25 protein-coding genes and 1 pseudogene are annotated in these 24,736 nt (G+C 70.7%); 10 read left to right on the forward strand and 16 right to left on the reverse strand.

What is annotated here, in order from left to right:
- Positions 1–78 precede the first annotated feature (78 nt).
- Positions 79–1,089 carry a DMT family transporter gene (locus MFF64_RS19390; protein WP_099903915.1) on the reverse strand — a complete coding sequence of 337 codons (1,011 nt, stop codon included), beginning with the start codon at positions 1,087–1,089 and terminating at the stop codon, positions 79–81.
- Positions 1,090–1,309: 220 nt separating this feature from the next.
- The gene (locus MFF64_RS19395) at positions 1,310–2,029 is read right to left on the reverse strand and encodes a hypothetical protein (RefSeq protein ID WP_099903917.1); all 720 of its coding nucleotides are present in this window, start codon (positions 2,027–2,029) and stop codon (positions 1,310–1,312) included.
- Between the two features lie 443 nt (positions 2,030–2,472).
- Here MFF64_RS19395 and MFF64_RS19400 point away from each other — a divergent pair, with 443 nt between their 5' ends.
- From MFF64_RS19400 to MFF64_RS19410, 3 genes are read left to right on the forward strand one after another with little or no spacing between them, the layout of a single operon-like run.
- Positions 2,473–3,297, forward strand: coding sequence for an FAD binding domain-containing protein (locus MFF64_RS19400; protein WP_238192005.1), 825 nt, complete (start codon positions 2,473–2,475; stop codon positions 3,295–3,297).
- Positions 3,294–6,020: a molybdopterin-dependent oxidoreductase gene (locus MFF64_RS19405; RefSeq protein ID WP_238192014.1), complete on the forward strand. Its 2,727-nt coding sequence runs from the start codon at positions 3,294–3,296 to the stop codon at positions 6,018–6,020. The genes MFF64_RS19400 and MFF64_RS19405 overlap by 4 nt, the downstream gene beginning before the upstream one ends.
- Positions 6,011–7,351, forward strand: coding sequence for an NCS2 family permease (locus tag MFF64_RS19410; protein WP_099905600.1), 1,341 nt, complete (start codon positions 6,011–6,013; stop codon positions 7,349–7,351). The genes MFF64_RS19405 and MFF64_RS19410 overlap by 10 nt, the downstream gene beginning before the upstream one ends.
- A 61-nt stretch (positions 7,352–7,412) precedes the next feature.
- Here MFF64_RS19410 and lexA read toward each other — a convergent pair whose 3' ends face one another.
- The 5 genes from lexA to MFF64_RS19435 form a co-directional block, all read right to left on the reverse strand.
- Positions 7,413–8,165 carry a transcriptional repressor LexA gene (lexA, locus tag MFF64_RS19415; protein ID WP_099905601.1) on the reverse strand — a complete coding sequence of 251 codons (753 nt, stop codon included), beginning with the start codon at positions 8,163–8,165 and terminating at the stop codon, positions 7,413–7,415.
- A 193-nt stretch (positions 8,166–8,358) separates the two neighbouring features.
- Positions 8,359–8,637, reverse strand: coding sequence for a hypothetical protein (locus tag MFF64_RS19420; protein ID WP_099905602.1), 279 nt, complete (start codon positions 8,635–8,637; stop codon positions 8,359–8,361).
- 165 nt (positions 8,638–8,802) lie between these two features.
- Complete coding sequence (uvrB, locus tag MFF64_RS19425) at positions 8,803–11,577, reverse strand: excinuclease ABC subunit UvrB (protein WP_238192017.1); 2,775 nt, start codon at positions 11,575–11,577, stop codon at positions 8,803–8,805.
- A gap of 77 nt (positions 11,578–11,654) precedes the next feature.
- The gene (locus MFF64_RS19430; protein WP_238192019.1) at positions 11,655–12,722 is read right to left on the reverse strand and encodes a PAS domain-containing protein; all 1,068 of its coding nucleotides are present in this window, start codon (positions 12,720–12,722) and stop codon (positions 11,655–11,657) included.
- Entirely contained in the window at positions 12,719–13,759 is a 1,041-nt protein-coding gene (locus MFF64_RS19435) for a LysR family transcriptional regulator (protein ID WP_238192021.1), read from the reverse strand. The genes MFF64_RS19430 and MFF64_RS19435 overlap by 4 nt, the downstream gene beginning before the upstream one ends.
- Positions 13,760–13,864: 105 nt before the next feature.
- Between MFF64_RS19435 and MFF64_RS19440 the strand changes: the two genes are divergently transcribed.
- Complete coding sequence (locus MFF64_RS19440) at positions 13,865–14,356, forward strand: VOC family protein (protein ID WP_099905402.1); 492 nt, start codon at positions 13,865–13,867, stop codon at positions 14,354–14,356.
- Here the strand turns inward: MFF64_RS19440 and MFF64_RS19445 are convergent.
- A complete protein-coding gene (locus MFF64_RS19445; protein ID WP_099905404.1) occupies positions 14,343–14,606 on the reverse strand; it encodes a DUF3297 family protein in 264 nt (87 codons plus the stop codon). The two genes, MFF64_RS19440 and MFF64_RS19445, sit on opposite strands and share 14 nt — an antisense overlap.
- Before the next feature lie 351 nt (positions 14,607–14,957).
- Between MFF64_RS19445 and MFF64_RS19450 the strand changes: the two genes are divergently transcribed.
- Positions 14,958–15,284 (forward strand): hypothetical protein, encoded by a 327-nt coding sequence (locus MFF64_RS19450; protein WP_099905406.1) that lies wholly within the window; start codon positions 14,958–14,960, stop codon positions 15,282–15,284.
- 147 nt (positions 15,285–15,431) lie between these two features.
- Here MFF64_RS19450 and MFF64_RS19455 read toward each other — a convergent pair whose 3' ends face one another.
- The 7 genes and pseudogenes from MFF64_RS19455 to MFF64_RS19485 form a co-directional block, all read right to left on the reverse strand.
- Positions 15,432–15,821 carry a nucleoside deaminase gene (locus tag MFF64_RS19455; RefSeq protein WP_238192023.1) on the reverse strand — a complete coding sequence of 130 codons (390 nt, stop codon included), beginning with the start codon at positions 15,819–15,821 and terminating at the stop codon, positions 15,432–15,434.
- Positions 15,822–15,933: 112 nt separating this feature from the next.
- Positions 15,934–16,221: pseudogene (locus tag MFF64_RS19460) on the reverse strand (antibiotic biosynthesis monooxygenase); the annotation flags it as partial.
- Positions 16,222–16,254: 33 nt separating this feature from the next.
- Positions 16,255–16,875, reverse strand: a complete 621-nt coding sequence (locus tag MFF64_RS19465; protein WP_238192027.1) for an antibiotic biosynthesis monooxygenase — start codon at positions 16,873–16,875, stop codon at positions 16,255–16,257.
- A gap of 355 nt (positions 16,876–17,230) precedes the next feature.
- Positions 17,231–17,590: a hypothetical protein gene (locus MFF64_RS19470; RefSeq protein WP_099906039.1), complete on the reverse strand. Its 360-nt coding sequence runs from the start codon at positions 17,588–17,590 to the stop codon at positions 17,231–17,233.
- Complete coding sequence (locus MFF64_RS19475; protein ID WP_099906037.1) at positions 17,590–19,158, reverse strand: GMC family oxidoreductase; 1,569 nt, start codon at positions 19,156–19,158, stop codon at positions 17,590–17,592. Before MFF64_RS19475 ends, MFF64_RS19470 begins: the two co-directional genes overlap by 1 nt.
- A gap of 99 nt (positions 19,159–19,257) precedes the next feature.
- The gene (locus MFF64_RS19480) at positions 19,258–19,806 is read right to left on the reverse strand and encodes a Twin-arginine translocation pathway signal (RefSeq protein ID WP_099906035.1); all 549 of its coding nucleotides are present in this window, start codon (positions 19,804–19,806) and stop codon (positions 19,258–19,260) included.
- Positions 19,807–19,892: 86 nt separating this feature from the next.
- The gene (locus MFF64_RS19485; protein ID WP_099906033.1) at positions 19,893–20,288 is read right to left on the reverse strand and encodes a VOC family protein; all 396 of its coding nucleotides are present in this window, start codon (positions 20,286–20,288) and stop codon (positions 19,893–19,895) included.
- 302 nt (positions 20,289–20,590) lie between these two features.
- Between MFF64_RS19485 and MFF64_RS19490 the strand changes: the two genes are divergently transcribed.
- The 5 genes from MFF64_RS19490 to MFF64_RS19510 all read left to right on the forward strand — a co-directional run bounded on the left by MFF64_RS19490 (position 20,591) and on the right by MFF64_RS19510 (position 24,137).
- Entirely contained in the window at positions 20,591–20,854 is a 264-nt protein-coding gene (locus MFF64_RS19490; RefSeq protein WP_099906031.1) for a hypothetical protein, read from the forward strand.
- 270 nt (positions 20,855–21,124) lie between these two features.
- Positions 21,125–21,421: a hypothetical protein gene (locus MFF64_RS19495; RefSeq protein WP_238192029.1), complete on the forward strand. Its 297-nt coding sequence runs from the start codon at positions 21,125–21,127 to the stop codon at positions 21,419–21,421.
- Positions 21,422–21,482: 61 nt separating this feature from the next.
- Complete coding sequence (locus MFF64_RS19500) at positions 21,483–22,211, forward strand: YidB family protein (RefSeq protein ID WP_099906027.1); 729 nt, start codon at positions 21,483–21,485, stop codon at positions 22,209–22,211.
- 55 nt (positions 22,212–22,266) lie between these two features.
- Positions 22,267–22,974, forward strand: coding sequence for a glutathione S-transferase (locus MFF64_RS19505; RefSeq protein WP_099906025.1), 708 nt, complete (start codon positions 22,267–22,269; stop codon positions 22,972–22,974).
- Positions 22,975–23,453: 479 nt separating this feature from the next.
- Positions 23,454–24,137 (forward strand): response regulator transcription factor, encoded by a 684-nt coding sequence (locus MFF64_RS19510; protein ID WP_099901052.1) that lies wholly within the window; start codon positions 23,454–23,456, stop codon positions 24,135–24,137.
- Between the two features lie 123 nt (positions 24,138–24,260).
- Here the strand turns inward: MFF64_RS19510 and MFF64_RS19515 are convergent.
- Positions 24,261–24,736 (reverse strand): flagellin (locus MFF64_RS19515; RefSeq protein ID WP_273557160.1); only part of this gene is annotated, 476 nt, incomplete at its 5' end.

The following is a 24,736-nucleotide window of genomic DNA, read 5'->3' on the forward strand; positions in this document are numbered from 1 at the left end:
TCATCCCGGTGAACTTCGATCGCGGGTCGCGGGCTCCTGGACGAGCGGGTTGTGGACGAACGGGTCAAGCGTCAGCCGCTATCGCGTCGCCGGCTTCTGCCGGAGTGACGCCACCCATTTCCGCACGCCCTGCCCTGCCGCCCGACCCGGACTCCGCAGGGGCGAGGTGCCGCGCCGGCGCATCCAGGTCTCGTGCCAGAGGAGCAGGGCGCCGGCCGCCACCACGATCGTGCCGCCGACGACGAGGTGCGGGGTCGGGACTTCGCCGAAGGCGAGGTAGCCGAGGCCCATGCCCCAGACCAGCATCAGGTAGTAGAACGGCGACACCGCGGTGGCCGGCGCCGAGGCGAGCGCCCTGGTCCAGAGATATTGCGCGCCGACATTCGAGGCGCCGAGCAACCCGAACAGGGCGGCGTCGGGCCAGCTCGGCCAGCGGAAGCCGAAGACCAGCAGCACCGAATGCGCTGCCGCCATCACGGCCATCTGCCAGATCAGCAGCGTGCCGGCCTTCTCGGTCTTGGCCATGCCTCGCACCGCCACCGTGACGGTGCCGTACATCACGGCGTTGCCCAGCGCGAACAACGCGCCGACCTGGAGCGAATCGGCGCCCGGGTTGGTCACCACCAGCACGCCCAGGAAGCCGACCACCAGCACGCCCCAGCGCACCGGGTCCGACGCCTCCTTGTGCCAGAGGATCGCCACAACGGCGGCGAAGAGCGGCGCCGAGAAGCCGATCGCCGTGACCCCGGCGAGCGGCATCAGCCCCAGAGCCAGCACCGTCAGCGTCTGGGAGATCGCCTGCGACAGCCCGCGGGCGACGTGGGCGCCGGGCTTGCCCGTGCGGAACACCCCGAGGCCCGTCGCCGGCAGCATGAAGGCGCAGACCAACCCGAAGGCGATCGAGGAGCGCAGGAACATCACCTCGCCGACCGGATAATGGGCGACGAGGTGCTTCGAGAAGGCGTTCGACAGGGTCAGCAGCACCGTCGCGCCGATCATCAGCGCGATGCCGAGGGGAATGTTGTCGGCGGGGCGGACGGCCTCCGCCGGCAGCCGATCGGTGGCCGGGGCGCGGGCGGCGCTCTGCATGGGGATCTCCGACGCTAGAGAGTTTTCCGACGACGTGGGTACCGGTTCGTCGCAGAAAATGCGGCGAAGCCAACGACCTGGAGGAGCCCCCGATCGCAGCGTGACCGGGGCTCCTCCAGAGCGTCGTCCGACGCGGCGGGCACCCGCCCGTTGCGGACGACGCGGCACAATCAAGAACCTGAAGCGGCACCCGGTCGGAGGCGCCACCCTCGCGTGCGGGTCAGGCGGCCGGCTGCCCGGCCGGTGGGGCGTCGGACGAGGCGTCCGATTGCGCGCTCATGAACCAGGGCTTCACCCCGACGCCGCGGCGCAGGGAGTACATGTAGAAGATCGGCATGGTGGCCGGGAACAGGTCGCGGAACTCGCTGCCGTTGAAAGTGACGAACACCGCCTCCGGGAAGGCCGCCGCCACGGCACGCTTCTCGACCATGTTCATGCGGTGGTAGTCGAGGGCGCCCTGCTCGGTGGAGCCCTCGCCGCGGTACCACTTGGCCGCGCAGGCGATCAGGCTGGCCAGGATCTCGCCGGAGGGCTCCTCCTCGGGCGTGTCCGCCCCGATCTCGCGGGCGAAGGCGACGATGTCGCTGAGCCGGGTGCTGGCGAAGCCGCGGGCCTGCGCTGCGGCATCGATGGCGCCGAAATAGGCATCCGCCGCCGCGGCCGGATGCCCGTTCAGCGAGGCGTGGGTGTCGGTGAAGATCAGCCGGAAGATCGCTCCCGGCGCGTAGGCCTGGCGCACCCGCTCGGCGAGCTGGCCGAGATAGTCGAGGCAGGCGAGGTCCGGCGCGGCGATCTCGGCACGCGGGCCCTTGCCCCAGTACAGCACGAACTCGAGCGGACGCCCGGCACGGATCGCCGCCTCGACCACAGGCACCAGCCGCTCGGGATTGCCGGGCTGCTCGCGCTTGAACGCCCAGGTGTTGAACGCCTTGACAATCAACTCAGGATTGATTTTGCCGGACGGTTTTTCCCCCTTGCGGATTGTCTTTCGTGTCGATGCCAAGTCGCCCGGACGCGTCGTGGCCGCGACAAGATCCGCTCCGCTGGGAGAGGCCGATTGCATATCATTCATCCCCGTCTCGCGCAGCAACGTAAAGCTGGAAGTAGACTTTTCTAGCGCCAGCATGACGGCCACCTGTTCATCGTCTCGCGATGGGCGATAAGTGGGTTAACGACTTGCTAAAGTCAATCGAATTGCTAACAAATAGTTAACGGCCCCGTCCGGCGAAATTTTGCCGGCTCACGGGCTCGGCGGCTCGGGGCAAAGCAGCGCCGGGAGGCCTGCGGGCTTCCGACGCCGTTGCCGCGTTGGACGCGATCTTGCCTTAAGGTAGCCGCGGGCCCCGTCCGGGGGGCGCATGCGGGAGGCTCGCGAGACGGCTCATGGACCTCAACAGCATCACGGAGGTGGTGGCGCCCCGCGCCCGGGCCGCCCTGCCGGCCTGGCGGCCGGGTGACGCCTGGCTCGCCGGCGGGACCTGGCTCTTCTCCGAGCCGCAGGACGGGATCGGCCGTCTGATCGATCTGCCCTCTCTCGGCTGGGAGCCGCACGCGGTGACGGAGCAGGGCCTCCGGATCGCCGCGACCTGCACGATCGCGGCCCTCGACCGGATCGAGCTGCCGGCCTCTTTCGCCGCCGCCCCCCTGATCGGCCAGTGCTGCCGGGCCCTGCTCGGCTCGTTCAAGGTCTGGAACGCCGCGACCGTCGGCGGCAATCTCTGCCTCGCGCTCCCCGCCGGGCCGATGATCGCCCTCGCGGTCGCCCTCGACGGGGTCGGCCTGATCTGGACGCCGGACGGCGGCGAGCGGCGGCTTCCCGTCCGCGACCTGGTGCGTGGGCCGCAGGCGACGGCGCTTCAGCCCGGCGAGATCCTGCGGGAGATCGACCTGCCGGTTGCGGCGCTGCGGCGGCGCACGACCTTCCGACGCATCAGCTTGAGCCCCAACGGCCGCTCCGGCGCCCTGGTGATCGCCTCCCTGGACCCGTCGGGCGCCTTCGCCCTCACGGTGACGGCCTCGACCCGGCGCCCGGTGCGGATCGATCGCCCCGGCCTGCCGGAAGCCGGGGAGCTCGCCGCGGCGCTGGAGGCCGCGATCCCGGACGGGCTCTGGTACGACGACGTCCACGGCGCGCCGGACTGGCGCCGCCACGTCACCGGGCTCCTCGCCGAGGAGGCCCGGGCCGAGTTCGCGGGAGGCGGCGCATGAGGCTGACGGTCAACGGAACGGTGCACGAGGCCGCGCCCCGCGCCGGGCAGTGCCTGCGCACCCTGCTGCGCGAGCTCGGCTGGTTCGGGGTCAAGAAGGGCTGCGACGCCGGCGATTGCGGTGCCTGCACGGTGCATGTCGACGGCGAGCCGCTGCATGCCTGCCTGGTGCCGGCCTTCCGGGCGGCGGACCGGAGCATCACCACGGTCGAGGGTCTGGCCGGTCCCTGCGCGCCGGAAGGCGGCGTGCAGGGCCACCTCCACCCGGTGCAGGCGGCCTTCGTCGCCGCGCAGGGGTTCCAGTGCGGCTTCTGCACCTCCGGGATGGTGATGACGGCGGCCGCCCTCGACCAGGGCCAGCGGCAGGACCTGCCTGCGGCACTGAAGGGCAATCTCTGCCGCTGCACCGGCTACCGGGCGATCGCCGACGCGATCGCGGGAATCGATGGCCCTGTCCCTTCCTGCGACCGCAGCCCCCCGGCCCCGGCGAGCGCCGCCATCGTCAGCGGTCGCGCGCGCTACACCCTCGACCTCGACTTGGGCAGCGCCCTGCACCTCAAGGTGCTGCGCTCGCCCCACGCCCATGCGCGGGTCCTGCACATCGACACCGAGGCTGCCCTGGCTCTGCCCGGCGTGGTGCGGGTGCTGACCCACGCCGACGCGCCGGACCGGCTCTTCTCCACCGCCCGGCATCAGAACCCCGCCGACGATGCCAGCGACACCCGGGTGCTCGACCCCGTGATGCGCTTCGTCGGCCAGCGCGTCGCGGCGGTGGTCGCGGAGAGCGAAGCGGCGGCGGAGGCCGGCTGCCGGGCCCTTCGCGTCGAGTACGCGGTGCTGCCGGCCTGCCTCGACCCCGAGCGCGCCCTCGATTCCGACGCGCCCCTGGTCCACGGCACGCGGCCGACCGGCGAGGACGCGCCCCCGCTCCACCCTCATCCCAACCTCGCCGCCGAGGCGCATGGCGAGATCGGCGACGTCGCGGCGGGCCTCGCCGCGGCGGACGTGGTGCACGAGGGCACCTATCACTCGCAGCGGATCCAGCACGCCCATCTCGAGACCCACGCAGCCGTGGGGTGGCGCGACCCGGACGGGCGTCTCGTCATCCGCTCCAGCACCCAGGTGCCGTTCCTCACCCGCGACGCCCTCTGCGCCCTGTTCGACCTTCCGCGCGACCAGGTCCGGGTCGAGTGCGGCCGCGTCGGCGGCGGCTTCGGGGGCAAGCAGGAGATGCTGACCGAGGACCTGGTGGCGCTCGCCGTGATGGCGACAGGCCGGCCGGTGCGCTGGGAGCTGACCCGCGCCGAGCAGTTCACCGCCACCACGACCCGCCACCCGATGCGGGTGCGGGTGCGCCTCGGCGCCCGCGCCGACGGCACCCTGACGGCGATCGACCTCCAGGTGCTGTCGAATACCGGCGCCTACGGCAACCATGCCGGCGGCGTGCTGCATCACGGCTGCAACGAGGTGATCGCGGTCTATCGCTGCGACAACAAGCGGGTCGACGGCTACGCCGTCCACACCCACACCCTGCCGGCGGGCGCGTTTCGCGGCTACGGGTTGAGCCAGACCATCTTCGCGGTCGAATCCGCCATGGACGAGCTCGCCCGGGCGCTCGACCTCGATCCGTTCGAGCTGCGGCGCCGCAACGTGGTGCGGCCCGGCGACCCGATGGTCTCGACGAGCCTCGAACCGCACGACGTGCGCTACGGCAGCTACGGCCTTGACCAGTGCCTCGACGCGGTCGCGCAGGCCCTGTCCGCGCGCCCTCCCTCGGGCCCGCCGGGCTGGCGCACGGGATCCGGCATGGCGCTCGCCATGATCGACACCATCCCGCCCCGCGGCCACTTCGCGGAAGCCGGCATCGCGCTCGAACGGGACGGCCGCTACTCCTTGCGCGTCGGCACGGTCGAGTTCGGCAACGGCACCTCGACGGTGCACGGCCAGATCGCCGCGGAGGCCCTGGGCACCACGCCGGACCGAATCGTCCTGCGCCAGGGCGACACCGACGCGGTCGGGCACGATACCGGCGCCTATGGCAGCACCGGCATCGTGGTGGCCGGCCAGGCAACCCTGCGCGCCGCCGAAACCCTGGCCGCGACGTTGCGCGAGCGCGCCGCCGCCCGCCTCGGCGTCGATCCCGCCTCGTGCCGGCTCGACGGCGACGCCGTCGCGGCGGACGAGGCGCGGGTCGCGCTCGCCGATCTCGGCCCGGCGGAGGCGGTGGGGCACGCCGACGGCACGCCGCGCTCGGTGGCGTTCAACGTCCAGGGCTTCCAGGTCGCGGTGCATCCAGGAACGGGCGAGCTGCGCATCCTGCGGAGCGTCCACGCCGCCGATGCCGGCCGGGTGATGAACCCGGTGCAGTGCCGCGGCCAGATCGAGGGTGGCGTCGCCCAGGCGCTCGGCGCCGCGCTCTACGAGGATCTTCGGATCGATCCCGAGGGCCGGGTCGCGACCCCGTCCTTCCGCACCTACCACATCCCGGCCATCGCCGACGTGCCCCGCACCGAGGTGATCTTCGCCGACACCCATGACGGCATCGGGCCGCTCGGCGCCAAGTCGATGAGCGAGAGCCCGTTCAATCCCGTCGCGGCGGCCCTGGCCAACGCCATCCGGGACGCGACCGGCGCGCGGCTGACCGCGACGCCGTTCGCGCCCGACCGGATCTATCGACGGATCAACGAGGCGGCCCGCAGCGGCGAGGAGAAGCGATGGACCTGAAGCGCGACGACGGCCTGACCCGGCCGAATAGTTTTCTGGAGCGCACCTTCGCGCTCTCGGCCCACGGCACCACCGTGCGCACGGAACTGCTCGCCGGGCTGACCACCTTCCTGACGATGGCCTACATCGTCTTCGTCAATCCCAACATCCTCGGCGATGCCGGGATGCCCAAGGGGGCGGTGTTCGTCGCTACCTGCCTCGTCGCGGCGATCGGCTCGCTGGTGATGGCGTTCTACGCCAACTACCCGATCGCGCTCGCCCCCGGCATGGGGCTCAACGCCTACTTCGCCTACGTGGTGGTGCTCCAGATGGGCTACACCTGGCAGGCGGCGCTCGGCGCGGTGTTCATCTCCGGCCTGTGCTTCATGGTCGTCACCCTGACGGGGTTGCGCCGGATCATCGTCGAGGGCATCCCGCGCTCGATGCGCATCGCCATCACGGTCGGCATCGGCCTGTTCCTGGCGATCATCGCGCTGAAGAGCGCCGGCGTGGTGGCGGCGAGCCCGGCGACCTTCGTCACCCTCGGCGACCTGCACAAGCCAAGCACGGTGCTCGCCGTCCTCGGCTTCCTGATCGTCGCGGTCCTGTCCGTGCGCAAGGTGCGGGGGGCGCTGCTCGCCGGCATCCTGACCGTCACGGCGCTCAGCTTCATCGTCGCCGACAACACCTTCCAGGGCGTCGCCTCGCTGCCGCCCTCGATCGCCCCGACGCTGTTCGCCCTCGACATCAAAGGTGCCCTGTCGGGCGGCCTGCTCAACGTGATCCTGGTGTTCTTCCTCGTCGAATTGTTCGACGCCACCGGCACGTTGATGGGCGTAGCCAACCGGGCGGGGCTGCTCACGGAAGGCAAGATGGAGCGCCTCGACAAGGCGCTGATGGCGGATTCGTCCTCGATCTTCGTCGGCTCGCTGCTCGGCACCTCGAGCACCACGGCGTATCTCGAGAGCGCGTCCGGCGTCGAGGAGGGCGGCCGGACCGGGCTCACCGCCGCGACCGTCGCCGTGCTGTTCCTCGCCTGCCTGTTCTTCGCGCCGCTCGCCGGCTCGGTCCCGGCCTACGCCACGGCGCCGGCCCTGTTCTACGTCGCCTGCCTGATGCTGCACGAACTGGTCGATCTCGACTGGGACGACCTGACCGAGGTGCTGCCGGCCTGCGTCACGGCACTGCTGATGCCCTTCACCTACTCGATCGCCAACGGCGTCGCCTTCGGCTTCATCACCTACGCGGTGGTCAAGCTGCTCACCGGCCGCTTTCGGGACGTGAAGCCGGTGGTGTGGGTGATCGCGGGGGTGTTCCTGTTCAAGTTCGTGGTTTCGGGCAGCGCGCATTGACGGCTGCCGCCCGAACCCTCCCCCTCCGCGGGGGAGGGTTTCCGCGCTCGACTGAATTCCCTCAGTACTTCCGAACCAGGCTCACCAGCCGTCCCTGGATTCGCACCCGGTCCGGCCCGAGCACCCGGGTCTCGTAGGCAGGGTTGGCAGCCTCGAGCGCGATCGACGAGCCGCGGCGGCGCAGGCGCTTGAGGGTCGCCTCCTCGTCGTCGATCAATGCCACCACGATGTCACCGGTATTGGCGGTCTCCTGGCGGCGGATGACCACCAGATCACCGTCGAGGATGCCGGCCTCGATCATCGAGTCGCCGCGGACCTCCAGGGCGTAATGCTCGCCGCTGGCCAGGAAATCCGGAGACATCGCTACCGAGCGGCTCTGGCTCTGGATCGCCGAGATCGGCGTACCGGCGGCGATCCGGCCCATCACCGGCACGCTGACCGACTGACCGTTCTCATCGGGCGCCGTCGTCATCGCCGGGATGCCGGCGGGCCGCTTCGGCTCGTGGGCGCGCCCGCCCTCGACCACGCTGGGGTTGAACCGCACCACCTCGGCGCCGGATCCGGTCGCCCCAGGCCCGGCCGTCACCGGTCCGGTCACTGCGTCGGGCAGGCGGATCACCTCGATCGCCCGGGCCCGGTTCGGCAGGCGGCGCAGGAAGCCCCGCTCCTCCAGGGCCGTGATCAGGCGGTGGATGCCCGATTTCGACTTGAGATCGAGGGCGTCCTTCATCTCGTCGAAGGACGGGGGCACGCCCGTCTCGCGCATTCTCTGCTGAATGAAGCGGAGCAGGTCCAACTGCTTACGCGTGAGCATGTGACACTCTCATCCCCGCGCTGCCGCGCTCCGGAAACAAATCGCGAACATGGTAAGCGTTCCGCAAGTGTTCCGCAAGCGGGTCTGAAACTGCGGCGCGAGAACGCAGCAGAGGGGAGAGATCGCGGCCAGTTCGAACGATGTCGGACAGGCAAACCAGTCGGCCGAGCACCGGAGAGACGTTTCGCAGCCGCTATCGGTAGGCGGGTTCCGGCCGGTGCGTGAAGAGCGGGTTCGGCGGCGGCTCCGCGGTCGCGGAGAGCGGCCGGTCGAACGCGTCGGCCAGGGAATCGACGTGGGCCGGGGGAGCGACGGTGCCATCGCTGCCGGCGGCGGGCACCGGGGGCTGGCCGGCCATGACTTGCGGCAGCCGCAGGCCACCGGGCTCGACCGTGGTCTGCGCCGCCTGCGCCAGCACAGGCGCAGGGAGCAGGACCATCGCCGCGATGCCGGCACCCAGGATCCACCTCATCCGACGCTCTCCCCTCGCTGGCCGGTGTGCATACGTGGGCGGAACAGTTCCATCGACGTCGGTCCAACCTCGATAACAGCGTCGCAGGAAGTGTTTCGATCCTGCCCGCCGCTTCATCCTGAGGTCGCGGGCGGGACGCGATGAGCAACCCGAGCCGGGAGGCTCTCACCCCCGTCCCTTGCGGCCCTTGTATTTCGGCCGCTGGCCCGGGAAGCCTTGGGTCGAGCGGCCGGTCGGGCGCTCGGCGTAGGTGAACGGCACCTCGCGGTCGGTGCCCGGGCCCATGTCGTCGAGGTCGGGTTCGCGGATGCGGGTGCCTTCGTCGGAGGTGCCCTTGCCGCCGGGACCGTAGCCGAGCGGTTCGGCACCCCGGCGCCTGCGCTTGGCGCCGAAGCGGCCGGCCTCGCGCTCGACATCGGCCTGTTCGGCCATCGGGTCGTCGGCGATGGCGAGCTCGGTCGCCTGGAGCCGCTTGAGCTCGTCGCGAAGCCGTGCCGCTTCCTCGAAGTCGAGATCGGCGGCCGCCGCCCGCATCCGCTTCTCGAGGTCGGCCATCACCGCCTTGAGGTTGTGGCCCACCGTGACGGCGGATTTGGCGAGGCCGGTATCGACCTGGACGTGATCGCGCTCGTAGACGCTCTCCAGGATGTCGGAGATGTTGCGCTTCACGCTCTGGGGCGTGATGCCGTGCTCGGCGTTGTAGGCGAGCTGCTTGTTGCGCCGGCGCTCGGTCTCCGCCATCGCCCGCTCCATCGAGCCGGTGATCTGGTCGGCGTAGAGGATGCAGCGGGCCTCGGCATTGCGGGCGGCGCGGCCGATGGTCTGGATCAGCGAGGTCTCGGAGCGGAGAAACCCCTCCTTGTCGGCGTCGAGGATGCCGACGAGGGCGCATTCCGGGATGTCGAGGCCCTCGCGCAGGAGGTTGATGCCGATCAGCACGTCGAAGGCGCCGAGCCGCAGGTCGCGGATGATCTCGATGCGCTCAAGCGTGTCGATGTCGGAGTGCATGTAGCGCACCCGCACGCCGTTCTCGTGCAGGTACTCGGTGAGGTCTTCGGCCATGCGCTTGGTGAGCGTCGTCACCAGCGTGCGGTAGCCGGCGGCGGCCACCTCCTTCACCTCCCCCAGGAGGTCGTCGACCTGGCTCCGGGCCGGGCGCACCTCGATCACCGGATCGACGAGGCCGGTCGGGCGGATGACCTGCTCGGCGAAGACGCCGCCAGTCTGCTCCAGCTCCCACTTCGCCGGCGTCGCCGAGACGTGGATCGATTGCGGGCGCATCGCGTCCCATTCCTCGAACCGCAACGGGCGGTTGTCGAGGCAGGAGGGCAGCCGGAAGCCGTACTCGGCCAGCGTCGCCTTGCGGCGGAAGTCGCCCCGGTACATGCCGCCGATCTGCGAGACCGTGACGTGGCTCTCGTCGGTGAAGACGAGGGCGTTGTCGGGCAGGTACTCGAACAGGGTCGGCGGCGGCTCGCCGGGTTTCCGGCCGGTGAGGTAACGCGAGTAGTTCTCGATGCCGTTGCAGGCGCCGGTCGCCTCGATCATCTCGAGGTCGAAGGTGCAGCGCTGCTCCAGGCGCTGGGCCTCGATCAGCCGGCCCATCCGGGTCAGCTCCTCGACCCGCCACTTCAGCTCGTCCTTGATGCCCTTCACCGCCTGCTGCAGCGTCGGGCGAGGCGTCACGTAGTGGCTGTTGGCGTAGACCTTGACGAACTTGAGCGTGTTGATCGTCTTGCCGGTCAGCGGATCGAATTCCGAGATCGACTCGATCTCGTCGCCGAACAGGCCGATGCGCCAGCCGCGGTCCTCCAGGTGGGCCGGCCACAGCTCGATCACGTCGCCACGCACCCGGAAGGTGCCGCGGGCGAAGTCGGACTGGATGCGCTTGTACTGCAGCGCCACCAGGTCGGCGACGAGCTGGCGCTGCTCGATCTTCTCGCCGAGGCTGACGGTGAACGACATCGCCGTGTAGGTCTCGACCGAGCCGATGCCGTAGATGCACGACACCGAGGCGACGATGATGACGTCGTCGCGCTCCAGCAGCGCCCGGGTGGCGGAGTGGCGCATCCGGTCGATCTGCTCGTTGATCGACGATTCCTTCTCGATGAAGGTGTCGGAGCGCGGCACGTAGGCCTCGGGCTGGTAATAATCGTAGTACGAGACGAAGTATTCCACCGCGTTGTCGGGGAAGAACGCCTTGAACTCGCCGTAGAGCTGCGCCGCCAGGGTCTTGTTGGGGGCGAGGATCAGGGCCGGGCGCTGGGTCTCCTCGATGACCTTGGCCATGGTGAAGGTCTTGCCCGAGCCCGTCACCCCGAGCAGCACCTGGTCGCGCTCCTGGCCCTTCACGCCGGCGACCAGCTCGGCGATCGCGCGGGGCTGGTCGCCGGCCGGGGTGAAATCGGACTTGAGGCGGAACGGCACGCCGCCCTCGGATTTCTGCGGCCGCTCGGGGCGGTGCGGGCGCCACAGCTCGCCGTTCTTGAACAGCGGGTTGCCCTCGGTGAGGAGCTTGGTGAGCGCGTCGACCGTGGCCGAGACGCCCTCGCTCGCCAGCGATCCACGCTCCTCCACCGCCTCGCCGTCCGGCTCGCGCAGGCCGAGCGCCTGGGCCAGGGCCGGCTCGACATCGGCCGCCGTGCCATGCGCGAAGGCGGCCTGCGGCGCCTCGCCGAAGCCGCCCGGGGTCGCTCCGTTCGCGGACTTGCTTTCGGCGGGCTTGCTTTCGGCGGGCTTGGCCTTGCGGGCGGGCGTCACCTCGGCCGCATCCTTGCGCGGACGCCCCCGCTTCGGCGGTTCGGGCGGCGGCTCCGCGGCGGGCAGGCGGTCGCGGTTCAGCGCCGGGTTCAGCAGTTCGGCGAGGAACGGGTCGAGCGGCTTCAGCTCGGGCTTCGAGGCCTTGCCGGTCGACAGGCGGGGCTTCTTCGGGGCGGGCATGCACCTGATATGGCAAGCCCTGCCGGGGCCGGAAAGAGCCCGCGTTACCGCATCCCGGTCACCGCACGCATCTTGGGTCACCGCACCTTGGCGACCGCGATCGCGTCGCCCTCGACGAGGACGAAGCCGATGCCGGCCCGGCGTAGCGCCTCGACCACGGCGTGGCGGCTGCGCGCCGCCGGCTTCTCTCCCCCCTCTTCGAGGCGCCGGATGGTCGAGAGCGAGAGGCCGCTGGCCTCGGCGAGGTCGGTCATCGACCAGGCAAGCAGGCCGCGGGCGGCGCGCAGATGCGCGCCCTGGACGGCCTGCTCCAGGCCGCGCCGCGCCGTGCCGGTGGGGACGGGCCGGATGCCATCGATCCGGGAATTCAGGCTGGCCCAGGTCTCGATCCGCCCGTCGGCGTCGCGCACCGGGACGAGCACGCTCCGGAACAGGCCACTCCCGCCGCCGGCCAGGGCCAGGTGATTCTCGGTCACGAAGGGCCGCCCGCTGCCGATCCGGGCCAGGATGCGGTCGCGGGCGCGGGCGCGCTCCTCCCGCACCAGGATCCGCGTCCAGTCGTCGTGGAAGTCCTGCTGGGTCAGGCCGGTGAGGGTCAGGAGTTCGCGCGAGGCGATGCGGAACGACGCCGAATACGGCGAGGCGTGCATCCAGGTCTGGGCCTGCTCGAACAGGGCCTGCTTGCGGCGCTGTTCCTCGCGGTGCAGGCCGGCCAGGCGTTCGGAATCGGTCACGTCCAGCACCACGCCGGCCACACCGCGGGGCCGCCCGTCCGGGGTGAGGTAGACCGTGCCGCGATGGGCCAGCACCCGCAGCGACCCGTCAGGCCGGATCACCCGGACGGTATGGTCGCTGAAGAGCCCGTTACGCATCACCTGGGCATTGCTCTCGATGGCCGGCCGGTCCTCCGGATGGACGAGGCTCAGGAAGAGGCCGTAATCCGGCTGCACCGTTCCCGGCTCGAAGCCGAGCAGCCGGAACAGGCCCGGGGACCAGACCTGCTCGTCGGTGGCGAAGATCCAGGTCCAGCTGCCGGTCAGGCCGTGCGCCTCGACCAGGCGGAGGAAATCGCGGTCCGGGAAGGAGAGCGGGTAGGCCGAGACGGGATCGGCCGTCAGGCCGCGCGGCGGGTTAGGCTGGGTCACGACAACCTCGCGGGGAACGGGACGGCGGCCAGCGTCTGGGGATCGCAAGCCCCGCGCAGCGGATCGGAGGCCCCGCGCAGCGGATCGGAGGCCCCGCGCAGCGGATCGGAGCCCCCGCGCAGCGGATCGTCGGGCCCGAGCGGGGCGGGCAGGTCGCGGTCCCAGGGCGGGTCGGCGAAGCGGGCCGCCACGAACTCGACCAGAGCCCGGACCTTGGCGGGCGGGCGGCGGCGCGAGGGCATTACCGCGTGGATCGGCAGCGGCGGAATCGGCCCGAGATCGAGCGCCACCAGGCTGCCGCTGCGCAGGGCATCGCCGACCAGGAAGGTCGGCTGGTAGATCACCCCGAGCCCGGCCGCGGCAGCGGCCACCAGGGCGGCGCCGTTCGAGGCGCGCAGCGAGCCCGCGACCGCCACGGTGACACCCTCGAAGCGCCAGCCGTCGCTGCTCGCCAGCGTGTAGCCGAGGCAGTTGTGCTGGCCGAGATCCTCCGGGCGGCGTGGCCGGCCATGGATTGCCAGGTAGGACGGCGCGGCGCAGACCCGCATCCTGCACGGAGCGAGCGACCGGGCGACCAGGCTCGAATCCCGCAGGTGACCGATCCGGAGCGCCAGGTCCCAGCCCTCCTCGATCAGGTCGACCGGCCGATCGTTGAGGCCGAGCTCGATCGTCAGCGACGGGTGGGCGTGCCCGAAGGCCGCGAGGGCGGGAGCGACCTGCAGCACCCCGAACGAGACCGGCACGTTGAGCCGCAGGGTGCCGCGGGGCTCCGCAGCCTCGGCGCCGGCCGCCGCCTCGGCCTCGTCGATCTCGGCGAGGATGCGCTCGCAGGCCTCGAGGTAGCGCCGGCCGGCCTCGGTCAGGGTCAGGCGGCGGGTGGTGCGGTGCAGGAGCCGGGCGCCGAGCCGGTCCTCGAGGGCGGCGACGTGCTTGGTGACGCCGCTCTGTGACAGGCCGAGCGCCCGCGCAGCGGCCGAGAGGCTGCCGGTCGCGGCGACGCGCACGAAGATCTGCATTCCGGTCAGCCGGTCGGGCACGGCGCGATCTCACTCTGAGCGTGTGAGGTGATGCTACGAGATGCCGGATTTCCGGACATTCTCAAACGTTGCAGTCTGCGCAGGCCGCCGCAAGAGGAGCGAAGCATGACCGCACCGATCGACCCGCGCGCCCGGATCGGGCACGTCCACCTGCGGGTGGCCGACCTCGACCGGGCGCTCGGCTTCTATTGCGGGGTGCTGGGCTTCGCCCTGATGCAACGCTACGGCACCCAGGCCGCCTTCGTGTCGGCCGGCGGCTACCACCATCATATCGGGCTCAACACCTGGGACAGCGCCGGCGGGGCGCCGGCGCCGCCCGGAAGCACCGGGCTCTACCACGTGGCGATCCTGTACCCGACCCGGGCGGCCCTCGCCGACGCGCTGTCCCGGCTCGACGCCGCCGGCATCCCGCTCACCGGCGCGAGCGACCACGGTGTCAGCGAGGCGCTCTACCTCGACGATCCGGACCGCAACGGGGTGGAACTGTACCGCGACCGGCCGGAGAGCGACTGGCCCCGGGACGAGGCGGGCGGGCTGCAGATGGTGACCCGCCGCCTCGACCTCGCCGCCTTGCGGGCGGAGGCTACCCTGCGTTAGGCGTCTCGGCCTCGGGGGTGCGGAAATAGGGCTCGACCGAGCCCTTCAGCTTCACGGTCATCGGGTTGCCGAAGCGGTCGCGGGCATTGCCGGCGGCGAGCCGCACCCAGCCCTCGCTCACGCAATATTCCTCGACATTGGTCTTCTCGACGCCCTTGAAGCGGACGCCGACGCCGCGCTCGAGCAGGGCGGCGTCGTGGAAGGGGCTGCGCGGGTCGGTGCTGAGGCGGTCGGGCGGGGTGTCGGTCATCGGTCTCGAGCCTTCGGAACTGTGTGGGCGCCCCAGTAGCTGCTCCCGGCGTCGCTGCCAATCCGCATCCGGGCCTGCCCGTACTTTGGAATTTTCATAATTCACCCAATAATATAGATCATGCGCTGCAAAGTAGAAACCCTCCAATATCACGCATAGATCTTGCGCGCACAGACGAGGTGCTGCATTCAAGGCGCGCCGATCCCCGGCACGATCCGAGACGGAGGCCGCGATGGCGCGAGCGCTGATCCTGATTCATGGCTGCGCGGGCCTGATCCGCGAAGGATGGCCCCCGGTCGGCCTGCCCTGGGAGCGGCTGGTCTGCCTGCTCAGCGGATCGAGGAGCGCGCGATGAACCTGCACCAGCGCGAGCGCCTGCGGGAAGAGGCCGAGGCACGCGGGCAGGCCGCCCTGGAACAGGCCCTGACGCTGGCCTTCTGGGACGCCCTGGAGCGGGGCCCGCTGCCGCCGATGGCGGCGCTCGAGGCCGCCGCCCGCACGGTCGGCACGCTCTACCGCCAGATCGCCTCCCTGCACGGCCCGGCGCCGCGCTGCGGCTGCGGCTGGCAGCCCGAGCCCGACGAGGACCTGATCCGGCTCGAGGCGATGCTCGCCGCGGCCCTGATCGAGCGGCCCAGGCCAAGTCTGGCCGACCTGCCGGTGGCTGGGCGGGCCTGAGGGCGCCGGCAGGGTCAGCCGGCAGAAAGGATGCCGGGGGCGTCCGCACTCGACGGGTTCGCCGGAGCGGGCGCGGGCCTCGCGCCCGCCACGGCGCGCCCGCGGCGGAGCGGCGCTGGGCCCGATCGGCCCGGCGGGTCGCAGGGCTCAGTACGGCACCCGGTCGGCCTTGTCGTGGTACTTCTTCCAGATCTCGACCGCCTCGGCCCGCATGATCTGACGGGTCGGAATCGAGCGCTCGCTCACCGGTTTCTTCAGCTCGCCGTAGATCATGCTGTCGTCGAAATCGCCGTAGCGGAGCGCGTCCTCGTTGGTGGAGGCGTAGTAGATCGTCTTGATGCCGGCCCAGCAGGCCGCCGCCATGCACATCGGGCAGGGTTCGGCGCTGGTATAGAAGGTGGCGTCGCGCAGCTTGAAGCTGCCTTGCGCCTTGCAGGCCTTGCGGATCGCCTCCATCTCGCCGTGCCAGGTCGGGTCGTTCTCGGCGACGACGCGGTTGGCGCCCTCGGCCAGGACCTTGCCGTCCTGAACGATCACGCTGCCGAACACCCCGCCGGCGCTCTAGACCAGCGAGGTCTTCTCCGACAACGCGATGGCGCGCGTCATGAAAGCCTTGTCGTCTTCCGTCATCGCAGGATCCTTTCGTGTCTCAGGACAGGAGGGTGAAGAGGGTGATCTCGGCCGCGTAGAGCCCCAGCACGACGCCCGCGCCGAGGGCCTCGACGCGCCGGCGGCGATCCGGCGCCGGGTCGAGCCACCAGCCGAGCGCGGCGGTCGCGACGCGCATCAGGAGCCAGGAGACCAGCGCCACGCTGATCGCGTTGCCGATGAAGGTCGCGACCGCCAGCGGCAATCCGTCGGTGAGCGGGGAGAGAAAGCGGATCTCCAGCATCACCACCGGAAACAGCACCAGCAGGACCAGCGCGGTCTGCGTCCAGGCCGGCGGTGCCGCGCCAGCCCCCTCCGGGAACTAGCCCGCGAAGGGGGCGTCGAGCCGTCGGCTGGTCCAGGTGGAGACAGCCGGTTCGGCCTGGCGAAGCAGCGCCTGCCGCTCGGGGGAACCGAGCCAGGCATCGAGCTGGGCCGGCGTCGCGAAGCGCACGAGCGTCGTCCAATGCGCGATCTGCGGCGGCAGGGGAGCCTGGACGAGCGTGCCCGCGTAGCCGGGAAACCGGGCCTGCGCGCCCTGCACCGACTCGGCCCAGGCACGGAACGCCTGCTCCCGTCCGCGCTCGACCCGCGTCGCGATCACCTCGGTCACGCAGGCCAGGGCGTAGAAATCGGGGGCGGCCTCGTCCGTCGCGGCGGGGTGGTCGGGATGGAGCAGGGGCTCCAGCGCCGCGAGGCAATCCGCCCGGACCGGTCCGCCGCGCCACGCCTCGAGCGCCGCCGCCGTGCGGAAGCGCTGGACGACGTGCCAGTCCGGCACCTGCGGGGCAACCGGGACGACCTCGATGCTGACGAAGCCTGGCGCCTCGCCGGCCACCCGGGTCAGCGCCGCCTGCCAGCCCGCGAAATCGTCCTCGGCGCCGGGCCTGAGGCTGACCCGGGTCACGATCGCTGTCGCGCGGGACGGGCTTGGCGCGTTCATGAAGGCCTGGCTTCCTAAGGGTCACCCGACAAGAGGCGCCCGCAGGATGTGCGGCCGGGACTTACCAGCGTCTTAGAGCTAGGACACAAACTTGCTGCAATGACTGGATCCGAGGTAGACTACGAGTTCCTCGTCGAGGATCGACCGGACGGGGGCGTGATCGACGAGGCCCATCGCTCAATTAAAAGGCGGGTCGGGGTCGGATTTTGCCTCGGGTTCTCCTGCGGCAGCCGGCATGAGATCCGACGTGGCGGGCGGTGCCGGAGCCCGCGGGCGGCGAATGCCCGGGCTCCGGCCTCCGGGACCGATCCGCGCGGCGCGGGGCCGGCACCGGACCGGCCGGCGGCAGGCCGCGTCAGCGCGGCGCCGTGCCGTCCGGCCGGGTCGACGGCATCCCGCCCGGAGCGTCCGGGTAGGCGGTGCTCGGCACCGGGCCGGCCTGGCCGACGGAGCTGCTCGGGGCCGCGGTGCGGCTCGCATCCGCGGCACCGGAGGGACGGGGCGCCGCCGGGCACGGGCCGGGGCCCGAGCAGGCGGCGTGGTCGGTCGCGACCGCGCGGCCGTCCCGCTCGGCCGCCGGGGCGCCGCCGGGGCTGCCCGGATAGGCCGCGGCCCCGCCGGGCTCCCGTGCGGGGGCGGCCGGAGTCGGCGAGCCCTGGGCGAGTGTGGGGCCGGCCGCGAGGATGGCGAGCAGGGGCAGGATGAGCCGGCGCATCAGATGTCTCGCCTCTGCATCGCGCCGGCAATGTGGTCGGCCTGGCGGAGCGCCAGCGCCACGATGGTCAGGGTCGGGTTGCAGGCCGCTCCGGAGGTGAACTGGCTGCCGTCGGAGACGAACAGGTTCTTGATGTCGTGGGTCCGGCCGAAACTGTTGAGCACCCCGTCCCGTGGCTTCGCGCTCATCCGGTTGGTGCCCATGTTGTGGGTGCTCGGATAGGGCGTGACGGGGTAGGTGACGGTGGCCCCGACCGCCTCGTAGATCGCCGCGCCCTGCTTGTAGGCGTGGTTGCGCATCGCGACGTCGTTGGGATGGTCGTCGTAGTGGACGCTCGCCACCGGCATCCCGTGCTTGTCCTTGACCCTCGGGTCGAGGGTGATGCGGTTCGTCTCCTGCGGCATGTCCTCGCCGACGAGCCACATCCCGGCCATGCGCGGATACTGCTCCATGGCGCTGGTGAAGGAGCGGCCCCAGGCGCCGGGATTGAGGAAGGCCGCCATGAACGGCACGCCGAGGGAGACCGTCTCCATCTCGTAGCCGCCGGAGAAGCCGCGGTTGGGGTCGTGATGCGCCTCGTCGCGGATGATGCCCGCCATGGTCGTGCCGCGATACATGTGCACCGACTTCTCGAACACGCCGTAGACGCTGCCGGTCATGTGCCGCATGTAGTTGCGGCCGACCTGCCCCGAGGAATTGGCGAGCCCGTCGGGGAACATCGACGAGGCACTGTTGAGCAGGAGCCGCGGACTCTCGATCGAGTTGCCGGCCACCGCGACGATGCGGGCCTTCTGGCGCTGCAGCTTGCCCTCGGCATCGGCGTAGACCACCCCCGTCACCTTGCCCGACGCGTCGTGCTCGATGCGCAGGGCCATGCAGTTCGGCCGCACCTCGAGGTTCCCGGTCTCCTCGCCGCGGGGGATCTCGGCGATCAGGGTCGACCACTTCGCGCCGGACTTGCAGCCCTGGAAGCAGAAGCCGATCTGCTGGCACGCGCCGCGGTCGTGCCGCTCCTGGCTGTTGATCGCCATCCGGCCGGTATGGACCTCCTTGTAGCCGACGAGGCGGGCGCCGGCCTCCAGCACCTTGTAGTTGTTGTTGCCCGGCAGGCCCGGGATGCCGTTGGTGCGGGTCACGCCCATGCGGTCCTCGGCCTTCTCGTACCAGGGATCGAGCTCGACCCGAGTGATCGGCCAATCGAGGAGGTTGGCGCCCGGCATCGCGCCGTAATGGTCGCGGATGCGGAACTCGTGCTCCTCGAAGCGCAACGAGGCGCCGGCCCAATGCACCGTCGAGCCGCCCACCGCCTTGACGATCCAGGCCGGCAGGTTGGGGAAGTCCCGCGCCACCCGCCACGAGCCCGAGGTGGTGCGCATGTCGGTCCAGGCGAGCTGGGCGAAGCTCGCCCACTCGTCGTTGACGAAGTCCTCCACGTTGTGGCGGGCGCCCGCCTCGAGGATGACGGTGCGGATGCCCTTGAGCGCCAGCTCGGTGCCGAGCGTGCCGCCGCCGGCGCCCGAGCCGACGATGACGACGAGCCCGTCGTCGTTCAGGTCGAATGTGGCCATGGTTTCCTCCGGTCCGCGCGGCCGGTCGCGGCCGGGCCGGCGCGGCTGTTCATTGATTGTTCTTTTATTGACGGTGGGCTTGTTCGGGCGGCCGGCCGGTCAGACCTTCGGCAGCCAGTCGATGTCGTTGAAGCCGCGGTGGATGTAGCCGCCCTTGTCGGCCGACGGTCCCTCGTAGCCGAATTTCGGCCAGAGCTCGGGCTGGTTGTAGAGCGAGACGACGAGGTCGGAGCGGATCTTCTTGAAGAAGTCGGTGTGGCTGATGCCCTCGAGTACCGCGACCCGGTCGGCCTCCCAGCCGATCTGGGCGTAGTTGACCTTGTGGCGGGCCTGCGCGTCCTCGTCGAGGCGGCGCACCCCCTGCGTGAGAAGCGCCTTCACGCCCGGGTCGGCGGCGGCCTTGCCGTCCCAGGGCTTGATCGCCGTGATGTAGTAGACGTCGCCGAGGAAGTCGTGCGGGTAGATGTCCCGCGCCATCTTCACCAGGGTCTTCAGCTCGGCCGGCGCGAGCGCAGCGCCGTTCTCGGCCCAGGCCTCCGAGACCGGGAGCCCGGCGCCGCTGGCGAGCGCCGCGGCGGGGGCCGCCACGGCGGCGCTCCGCAGGAAGCCGCGGCGGCTGAACCGCGTGCGCGGATCGACTTCTCTCATCGGGTGTCTCCTCTCTGATGCTTCTTGTGGTTTCGATGCCGGCCCGGGGCGCGTCTTCGCGCGCTTGCCGGGCCGCCGGACTGCGCTCAGCCGAAGCGGCCGCCCTTCTGGATCACCTCGATCTTGTAGCCGTCCGGATCGGTGGCGAAGAAGAAGCGGGCCAGGGTCTTGCCCTGGTGCTGGAAGTCCTTGACCGGCGTCGCGGGCAACCCCTCGCTGGTGAAGCGGGCGTGCTCGGCATCGACGTCGTCCACCACCACCGCGAGGTGGCCGTAGCCATTGCCGAGGTCGTAGGGCTCGGTCCGGTCGAAGTTGACCGTCAGCTCCAGCTCGAACGGCGACGAGGGGTGGCGCAGGTAGACGAGCGCGAAACCGTCGAAGCCGACGCGCTCGGCGAGTTCGAGGCCGAAGGCGCGGGCGTAGTAGGCGCGGGACCGCTCCTCGTCGAGGACGCGGATCATCGAGTGCACGGGCTTGGCCATCGGCAGCAGGGACCTCGTTTCGCGTGAGCAACCGCTCGGGTGTCGCGGCTTAGACTAGCTCCAGGGAAGCGGCCGGGGTGGTAGCGGGCTGTGACGCGCGCGGGCCGGCGGCCGGACGCCCGCTCCCGCACGGGGACGCGCGACGACCGCGGCACCTCACCCGGGCCGGCCAGATCTTGTTCCGCTCTATCGCGTGCGCGAGGACACATCGCGGCGGGGAAGGGCCGTCTATGTTCGGATCATCGCAACGGAGGCAGCCCGAAACCACCGGCCTGCACTGCGAAAAGGAGACTGAATACCAGATGAAGACCCGTATCGCCGCCGTCGTCACCGCTCTTGTCCTTGGCGCCGCTCCGATCTCGTCCGCCATGGCATTCAGCCCCAACTCCCCCGCGAACCCGTTCTGGAGCCAGGACGTCGAGACCACGGGCTCGATCGGCTCCGCCAACACCAGCGTGCCGTTCTACGGCGCCTGCCCGATGAGTTCGGCTGCCGAGGGCAACGCCAAGCAGCAGAACTTCCCGGTCAAGCAGTACGGCCAGACTGCCGGCGGCTACCGCTGCTGACCTCAAGGAGACGGAGATGAGCGAGATGAAGCTTCTGCGTGCCGTGTCCTACGGCATGATCGGCGTCCTGGCCGGCGGCCTCGCCATGACGGTGGTCGGCACCGCCAACGCCCTGATCAACATGTAACGCAACGGAAGGACCGCCTTGAGGGCGGTCCTTTTCGCATGAGCGGGGTTCGCCCGATTGTCTAGTCGGTTTTCTCGCGGCCTCGTCGGAACCGCAGAGCTTCGGACCGCTTTGCACCTGCGGAAATCCCGCAGGAGATGGCCATGCCACCGCTCGTCCGCCTCGTTCCCGCCCTGCTTCTCCTGGTGGCGAGTGCCGCCCCGGCCCTCGCGATCTCGGACCGGCGCGACCAGCCGACCCAGGCCGACATACCCGACGGCGCGCGCGGCGACGGATCCGGGGTGGCCCCGCCCCAGGCGATCAAGCCCGACACCAAGGTGATGCCCGGCGATACCGGGCTGAGCGGCAATGCGCGGTCGCGGACCAACCCCCTCGAACAGCTCGACGCCAAGGACCGGCGCGCCACCGGCGGCGGCGACGGGGCCGGCGACCGGCGGTAAGGCAACCGCGGCCGACGAACTCGGTTAACCATCGCGCGGCACGCGCGAGGGGGAGGCGTCCATGGGTCTGCTCGATCAGGTCATCGGTTCGGTGCTCGGCAACGTCCTCGGCGGCGGGGGCCGCCATCAGGAGGGGAATCACGGAGGCGGCTCCGGGGCGATGTCGCCCCTGGTCAAGGCGCTGCTGATGCTGCTCGCCGCCAAGGCGATGCAGGGCGGCTTCGGCGACATCTTCGGTGGCGGCCGCCGGCCGGCGCCGCAGGGCGGACCCGAGGACGGCTACGCCCCGGACCCGCACGGCTACGGCATGCCCGACCCGCGGGACGACGAGCCCCGCGGCCGGCGCGGCGAGGACCCGAACAATCCCTATTCCGACCTCGCCGGGATGCTCGACGGCCCGGGCGGCGGCACCGAGTCCCGTTACCCCTCCCCCTCCGGCGGAGGCATGCAGAATCCGTTCGACCAGGGCGCCGGGCCGTATTCCCGCCTCGATCGGGAGCAGCCGGAGGATGCGGCGGGCGGCGGCCTCGACCAGCTCATCGACCGGTTTCGCCAGGGCGGCCTCGGCGAGATGATCGAATCCTGGATCGGCCCGGGCCACAACCGGCCGATCCAGCCGCAGCAGCTCGCCCAGGCGCTCGGCCCCGACACGGTCGAGACCCTGAGCCGCCAGACCGGGATGGGCCGGGACGACCTGCTGGCGCAGCTCGCCCAGGTGCTGCCGGGCGTGGTCGACGGGTTGACGCCGCAGGGCCGGCGTCCGAACCACGACGAGATGCGCGGCTGGTGAGCCTGAACCGGCGCCCGGACGGTGGCCGGGCGCCCGCACGCGACGGGGGACGCCCATGGCCTACGAACTCTACTACTGGCCGTCGATCCAGGGCCGGGGCGAGTTCGTCCGCCTCGCCCTTGAGGAGGCGGGCGCCGAGTACGTCGACGTCGCCCGCCAGGACGGCATCGACGGCATGATGGCGGGCCTGGAGGTGCCGCCCCGCCCGCCCTTCGCGCCGCCCTACCTGCGCGACGGCGACCTGGTGGTTGGCCAGACCGCCGCGATCCTGCTCCATCTCGGGCCGCGCCTCGGCCTCGTCGGCGAGAGCGAGGCCGACCGGATCTGGACCCATCAGATCCAGCTCACCATCGCGGACGCGGTGGCCGAGGTCCATGACAGCCACCACCCGATCGCTTCCGCCCTGTATTACGAGGAGCAGAAGACCGAGGCCGCCCGCCGGGCCGGAGATTTTCGCGACAACCGGATTCCGAAATTCCTGAACTGGTTCGAGCAGGTGCTGGCCGCGAACCCCGCCGGCCCGCGCCACCTCGTCGGCGACCGCCTCAGCTACGCCGACCTCTCGCTGTTCCAGCTCGTCGAGGGCCTGGCCTACGCCTTCCCGCAGGCGACCGAACGGGCGCTCAGCTCCACGCCGAAGGTCGTCGCCCTTCACCGGCTCGTGGCGTCCCGGCCGCGCATCGCCGCCTATCTGGCGAGCGACCGGCACATCCCCTTCAACGAGGACGGGATCTTCCGGCGCTACCCTGAACTCGACGGCTGAGGCAGCCGGCCGGGCGGATCCAGTGGACACCCGATAAATCGTTGAAAATCAAACGCTTGTCGCGCCATCGGGCTGCCGCGTCCCCATGTGACGGAGCCGGTACGGCGTCGTACCCTTGGGCGGCGGCACCTAGGGCTGTCACCCGGGTGCCACAGGCTCACGGCGCGGCAGGGGTACTTCTAACGCGTTGATTTTGAATGGGCTCGCGCACCGCCCGTTGCCGCGACGCCACACGGTGTGTCGGCAAGTGGACAGCTTACGCCCTCTCTTAACAGAAAATTAACCATTTCGGCGCGAAACTCCCTTTAACAAATCGTTGACCAAACCGCGCTTCGGCGCGCGAACCGGACGACATCGCAAGTTCTCCGCGAGGGTCCGGCACCAACTCGACATTCGAGAACCAAGCAACCCCGCCGCTGATACCGGCAGCGGGACAAGAACACTCGTCAAAAAATCGCGAAAGAATCTTGGGGGCTGGCGTGTACATCGTCGTCGACGAGCGGGAAAGCGTGGCCGCGCAGGTCGTGGAGGGCTTCAGCGTGGAGGGCGTGGCAGCCCGGGGGCTGGACGTGCGGGACGTCCGGACCTGGATCGACGCCACCCCGGCCCAGGACCTCGCGGCGGTGCAGGGCTTCGTCATCGGCGACTGCGCCGACCGCACGGCCTTCACCGCCGCCCTGCGCAGCCTGTCCGGCGCGCCGATCATCGCCCTCAACGAGACCCGCTCCCTGGAGCAGACCCTCGCCCTGTTCACCGCCGGCATCGACGACGTGGTGCGCAAGCCGGTCCATGTGCGCGAGATCATCGCCCGGGCCGGCGCGATCCGCCGCCGCACCAACCGCAGCGAAGCGAAGCCCTCGAGCACGCCGGACCGCAGCGGCCGTCTGACCGTGCACACCGACGGGCGCGATCCGGAGATCGACGGCCAGAGCCTGCTGCTGCCCCGGCGCGAGCGCGACATCCTGGACTACCTCGCCCGCAACCGCGGCCGGCCGGTGACGAAGGGCCAGATCTTCAAGGCGGTCTACGGCGACCTCGACAGCGCCGTCGACGAGAGCGTGGTCGAGGGCCACATCAGCAAGCTGCGCAAGAAGCTGCGGATGCGCCTCGGCTACGACCCGATCGAGGCCAAGCGCCTGGCCGGCTACACCTTCGTCGGCTGATCCCGGCCCGCGGCACCGTTTCCCGGACGGCGAGACGCCGCCCGCGGCCTTGGCGGTCGCGGGCGGCGCTTTGCGTCAGCGATCGAGTCGCGGCGGTCCCGGGAGGGACCGCCCTCCTCCGGCTTAGCGGAAGAGCGAGAGGACGTTCTGGCTCGACGAGTTGGCGATCGAGAGCGCCTGCACCGCCAGCTGCTGCTGCGTCTGCAGCGCCTTCAGCTTCGTCGACTCCTCCTCGATATCCGCGTCCACCAGGATGCCGATCGTCCGGTCGTTGGCCTTCATCAGCGTGTCGACGAAGGTCTTCTGGCCGTCGATCTGCGTCTTGTTGGCACCCAGCTTCGTGCCGGCGTCGGTCACCTTCGCGATCGCCTTGTCCACCATGTCGATGATCTTCGACAGGTTCGCGTCACCGTCCGTCCCGACCAGGTTCGAGATGTTGAAGCTCGTCACCGAGTATCGCGTACCGTTGTTGAACCCGGTGTAGCTGTCGGTTTCGGTGTCGAGGATGCCTTTGGCGGTGGTGGTGGTCGCCACGGATCCCCCGCCGGCGGACGCGTTGGTTCCGGTGCTCGTCTGCGCGGCGGTGAAGCCGAAGCTGG

It is taken from the genome of Methylobacterium frigidaeris (genome assembly GCF_022179185.1).
Lineage (GTDB): Bacteria > Pseudomonadota > Alphaproteobacteria > Rhizobiales > Beijerinckiaceae > Methylobacterium > Methylobacterium frigidaeris.

Excerpts from the sequence above, each read along its gene's own strand:
- MFF64_RS19390 (WP_099903915.1), bottom strand. The coding sequence starts at position 1,089 with ATGCAGAGCGCCGCCCGCGCCCCGGCCACCGATCGGCTGCCGGCGGAG.
- MFF64_RS19400 (WP_238192005.1), top strand. The coding sequence starts at position 2,473 with ATGGACCTCAACAGCATCACGGAGGTGGTGGCGCCCCGCGCCCGGGCC.
- MFF64_RS19405 (WP_238192014.1), top strand. The coding sequence starts at position 3,294 with ATGAGGCTGACGGTCAACGGAACGGTGCACGAGGCCGCGCCCCGCGCC.
- MFF64_RS19410 (WP_099905600.1), top strand. The coding sequence starts at position 6,011 with ATGGACCTGAAGCGCGACGACGGCCTGACCCGGCCGAATAGTTTTCTG.
- lexA (WP_099905601.1), bottom strand. The coding sequence starts at position 8,165 with ATGCTCACGCGTAAGCAGTTGGACCTGCTCCGCTTCATTCAGCAGAGA.
- MFF64_RS19420 (WP_099905602.1), bottom strand. The coding sequence starts at position 8,637 with ATGAGGTGGATCCTGGGTGCCGGCATCGCGGCGATGGTCCTGCTCCCT.
- uvrB (WP_238192017.1), bottom strand. The coding sequence starts at position 11,577 with ATGCCCGCCCCGAAGAAGCCCCGCCTGTCGACCGGCAAGGCCTCGAAG.
- MFF64_RS19440 (WP_099905402.1), top strand. The coding sequence starts at position 13,865 with ATGACCGCACCGATCGACCCGCGCGCCCGGATCGGGCACGTCCACCTG.
- MFF64_RS19445 (WP_099905404.1), bottom strand. The coding sequence starts at position 14,606 with ATGACCGACACCCCGCCCGACCGCCTCAGCACCGACCCGCGCAGCCCC.
- MFF64_RS19450 (WP_099905406.1), top strand. The coding sequence starts at position 14,958 with ATGAACCTGCACCAGCGCGAGCGCCTGCGGGAAGAGGCCGAGGCACGC.
- MFF64_RS19465 (WP_238192027.1), bottom strand. The coding sequence starts at position 16,875 with ATGAACGCGCCAAGCCCGTCCCGCGCGACAGCGATCGTGACCCGGGTC.
- MFF64_RS19470 (WP_099906039.1), bottom strand. The coding sequence starts at position 17,590 with ATGCGCCGGCTCATCCTGCCCCTGCTCGCCATCCTCGCGGCCGGCCCC.
- MFF64_RS19475 (WP_099906037.1), bottom strand. The coding sequence starts at position 19,158 with ATGGCCACATTCGACCTGAACGACGACGGGCTCGTCGTCATCGTCGGC.
- MFF64_RS19480 (WP_099906035.1), bottom strand. The coding sequence starts at position 19,806 with ATGAGAGAAGTCGATCCGCGCACGCGGTTCAGCCGCCGCGGCTTCCTG.
- MFF64_RS19485 (WP_099906033.1), bottom strand. The coding sequence starts at position 20,288 with ATGGCCAAGCCCGTGCACTCGATGATCCGCGTCCTCGACGAGGAGCGG.
- MFF64_RS19490 (WP_099906031.1), top strand. The coding sequence starts at position 20,591 with ATGAAGACCCGTATCGCCGCCGTCGTCACCGCTCTTGTCCTTGGCGCC.
- MFF64_RS19495 (WP_238192029.1), top strand. The coding sequence starts at position 21,125 with ATGCCACCGCTCGTCCGCCTCGTTCCCGCCCTGCTTCTCCTGGTGGCG.
- MFF64_RS19500 (WP_099906027.1), top strand. The coding sequence starts at position 21,483 with ATGGGTCTGCTCGATCAGGTCATCGGTTCGGTGCTCGGCAACGTCCTC.
- MFF64_RS19505 (WP_099906025.1), top strand. The coding sequence starts at position 22,267 with ATGGCCTACGAACTCTACTACTGGCCGTCGATCCAGGGCCGGGGCGAG.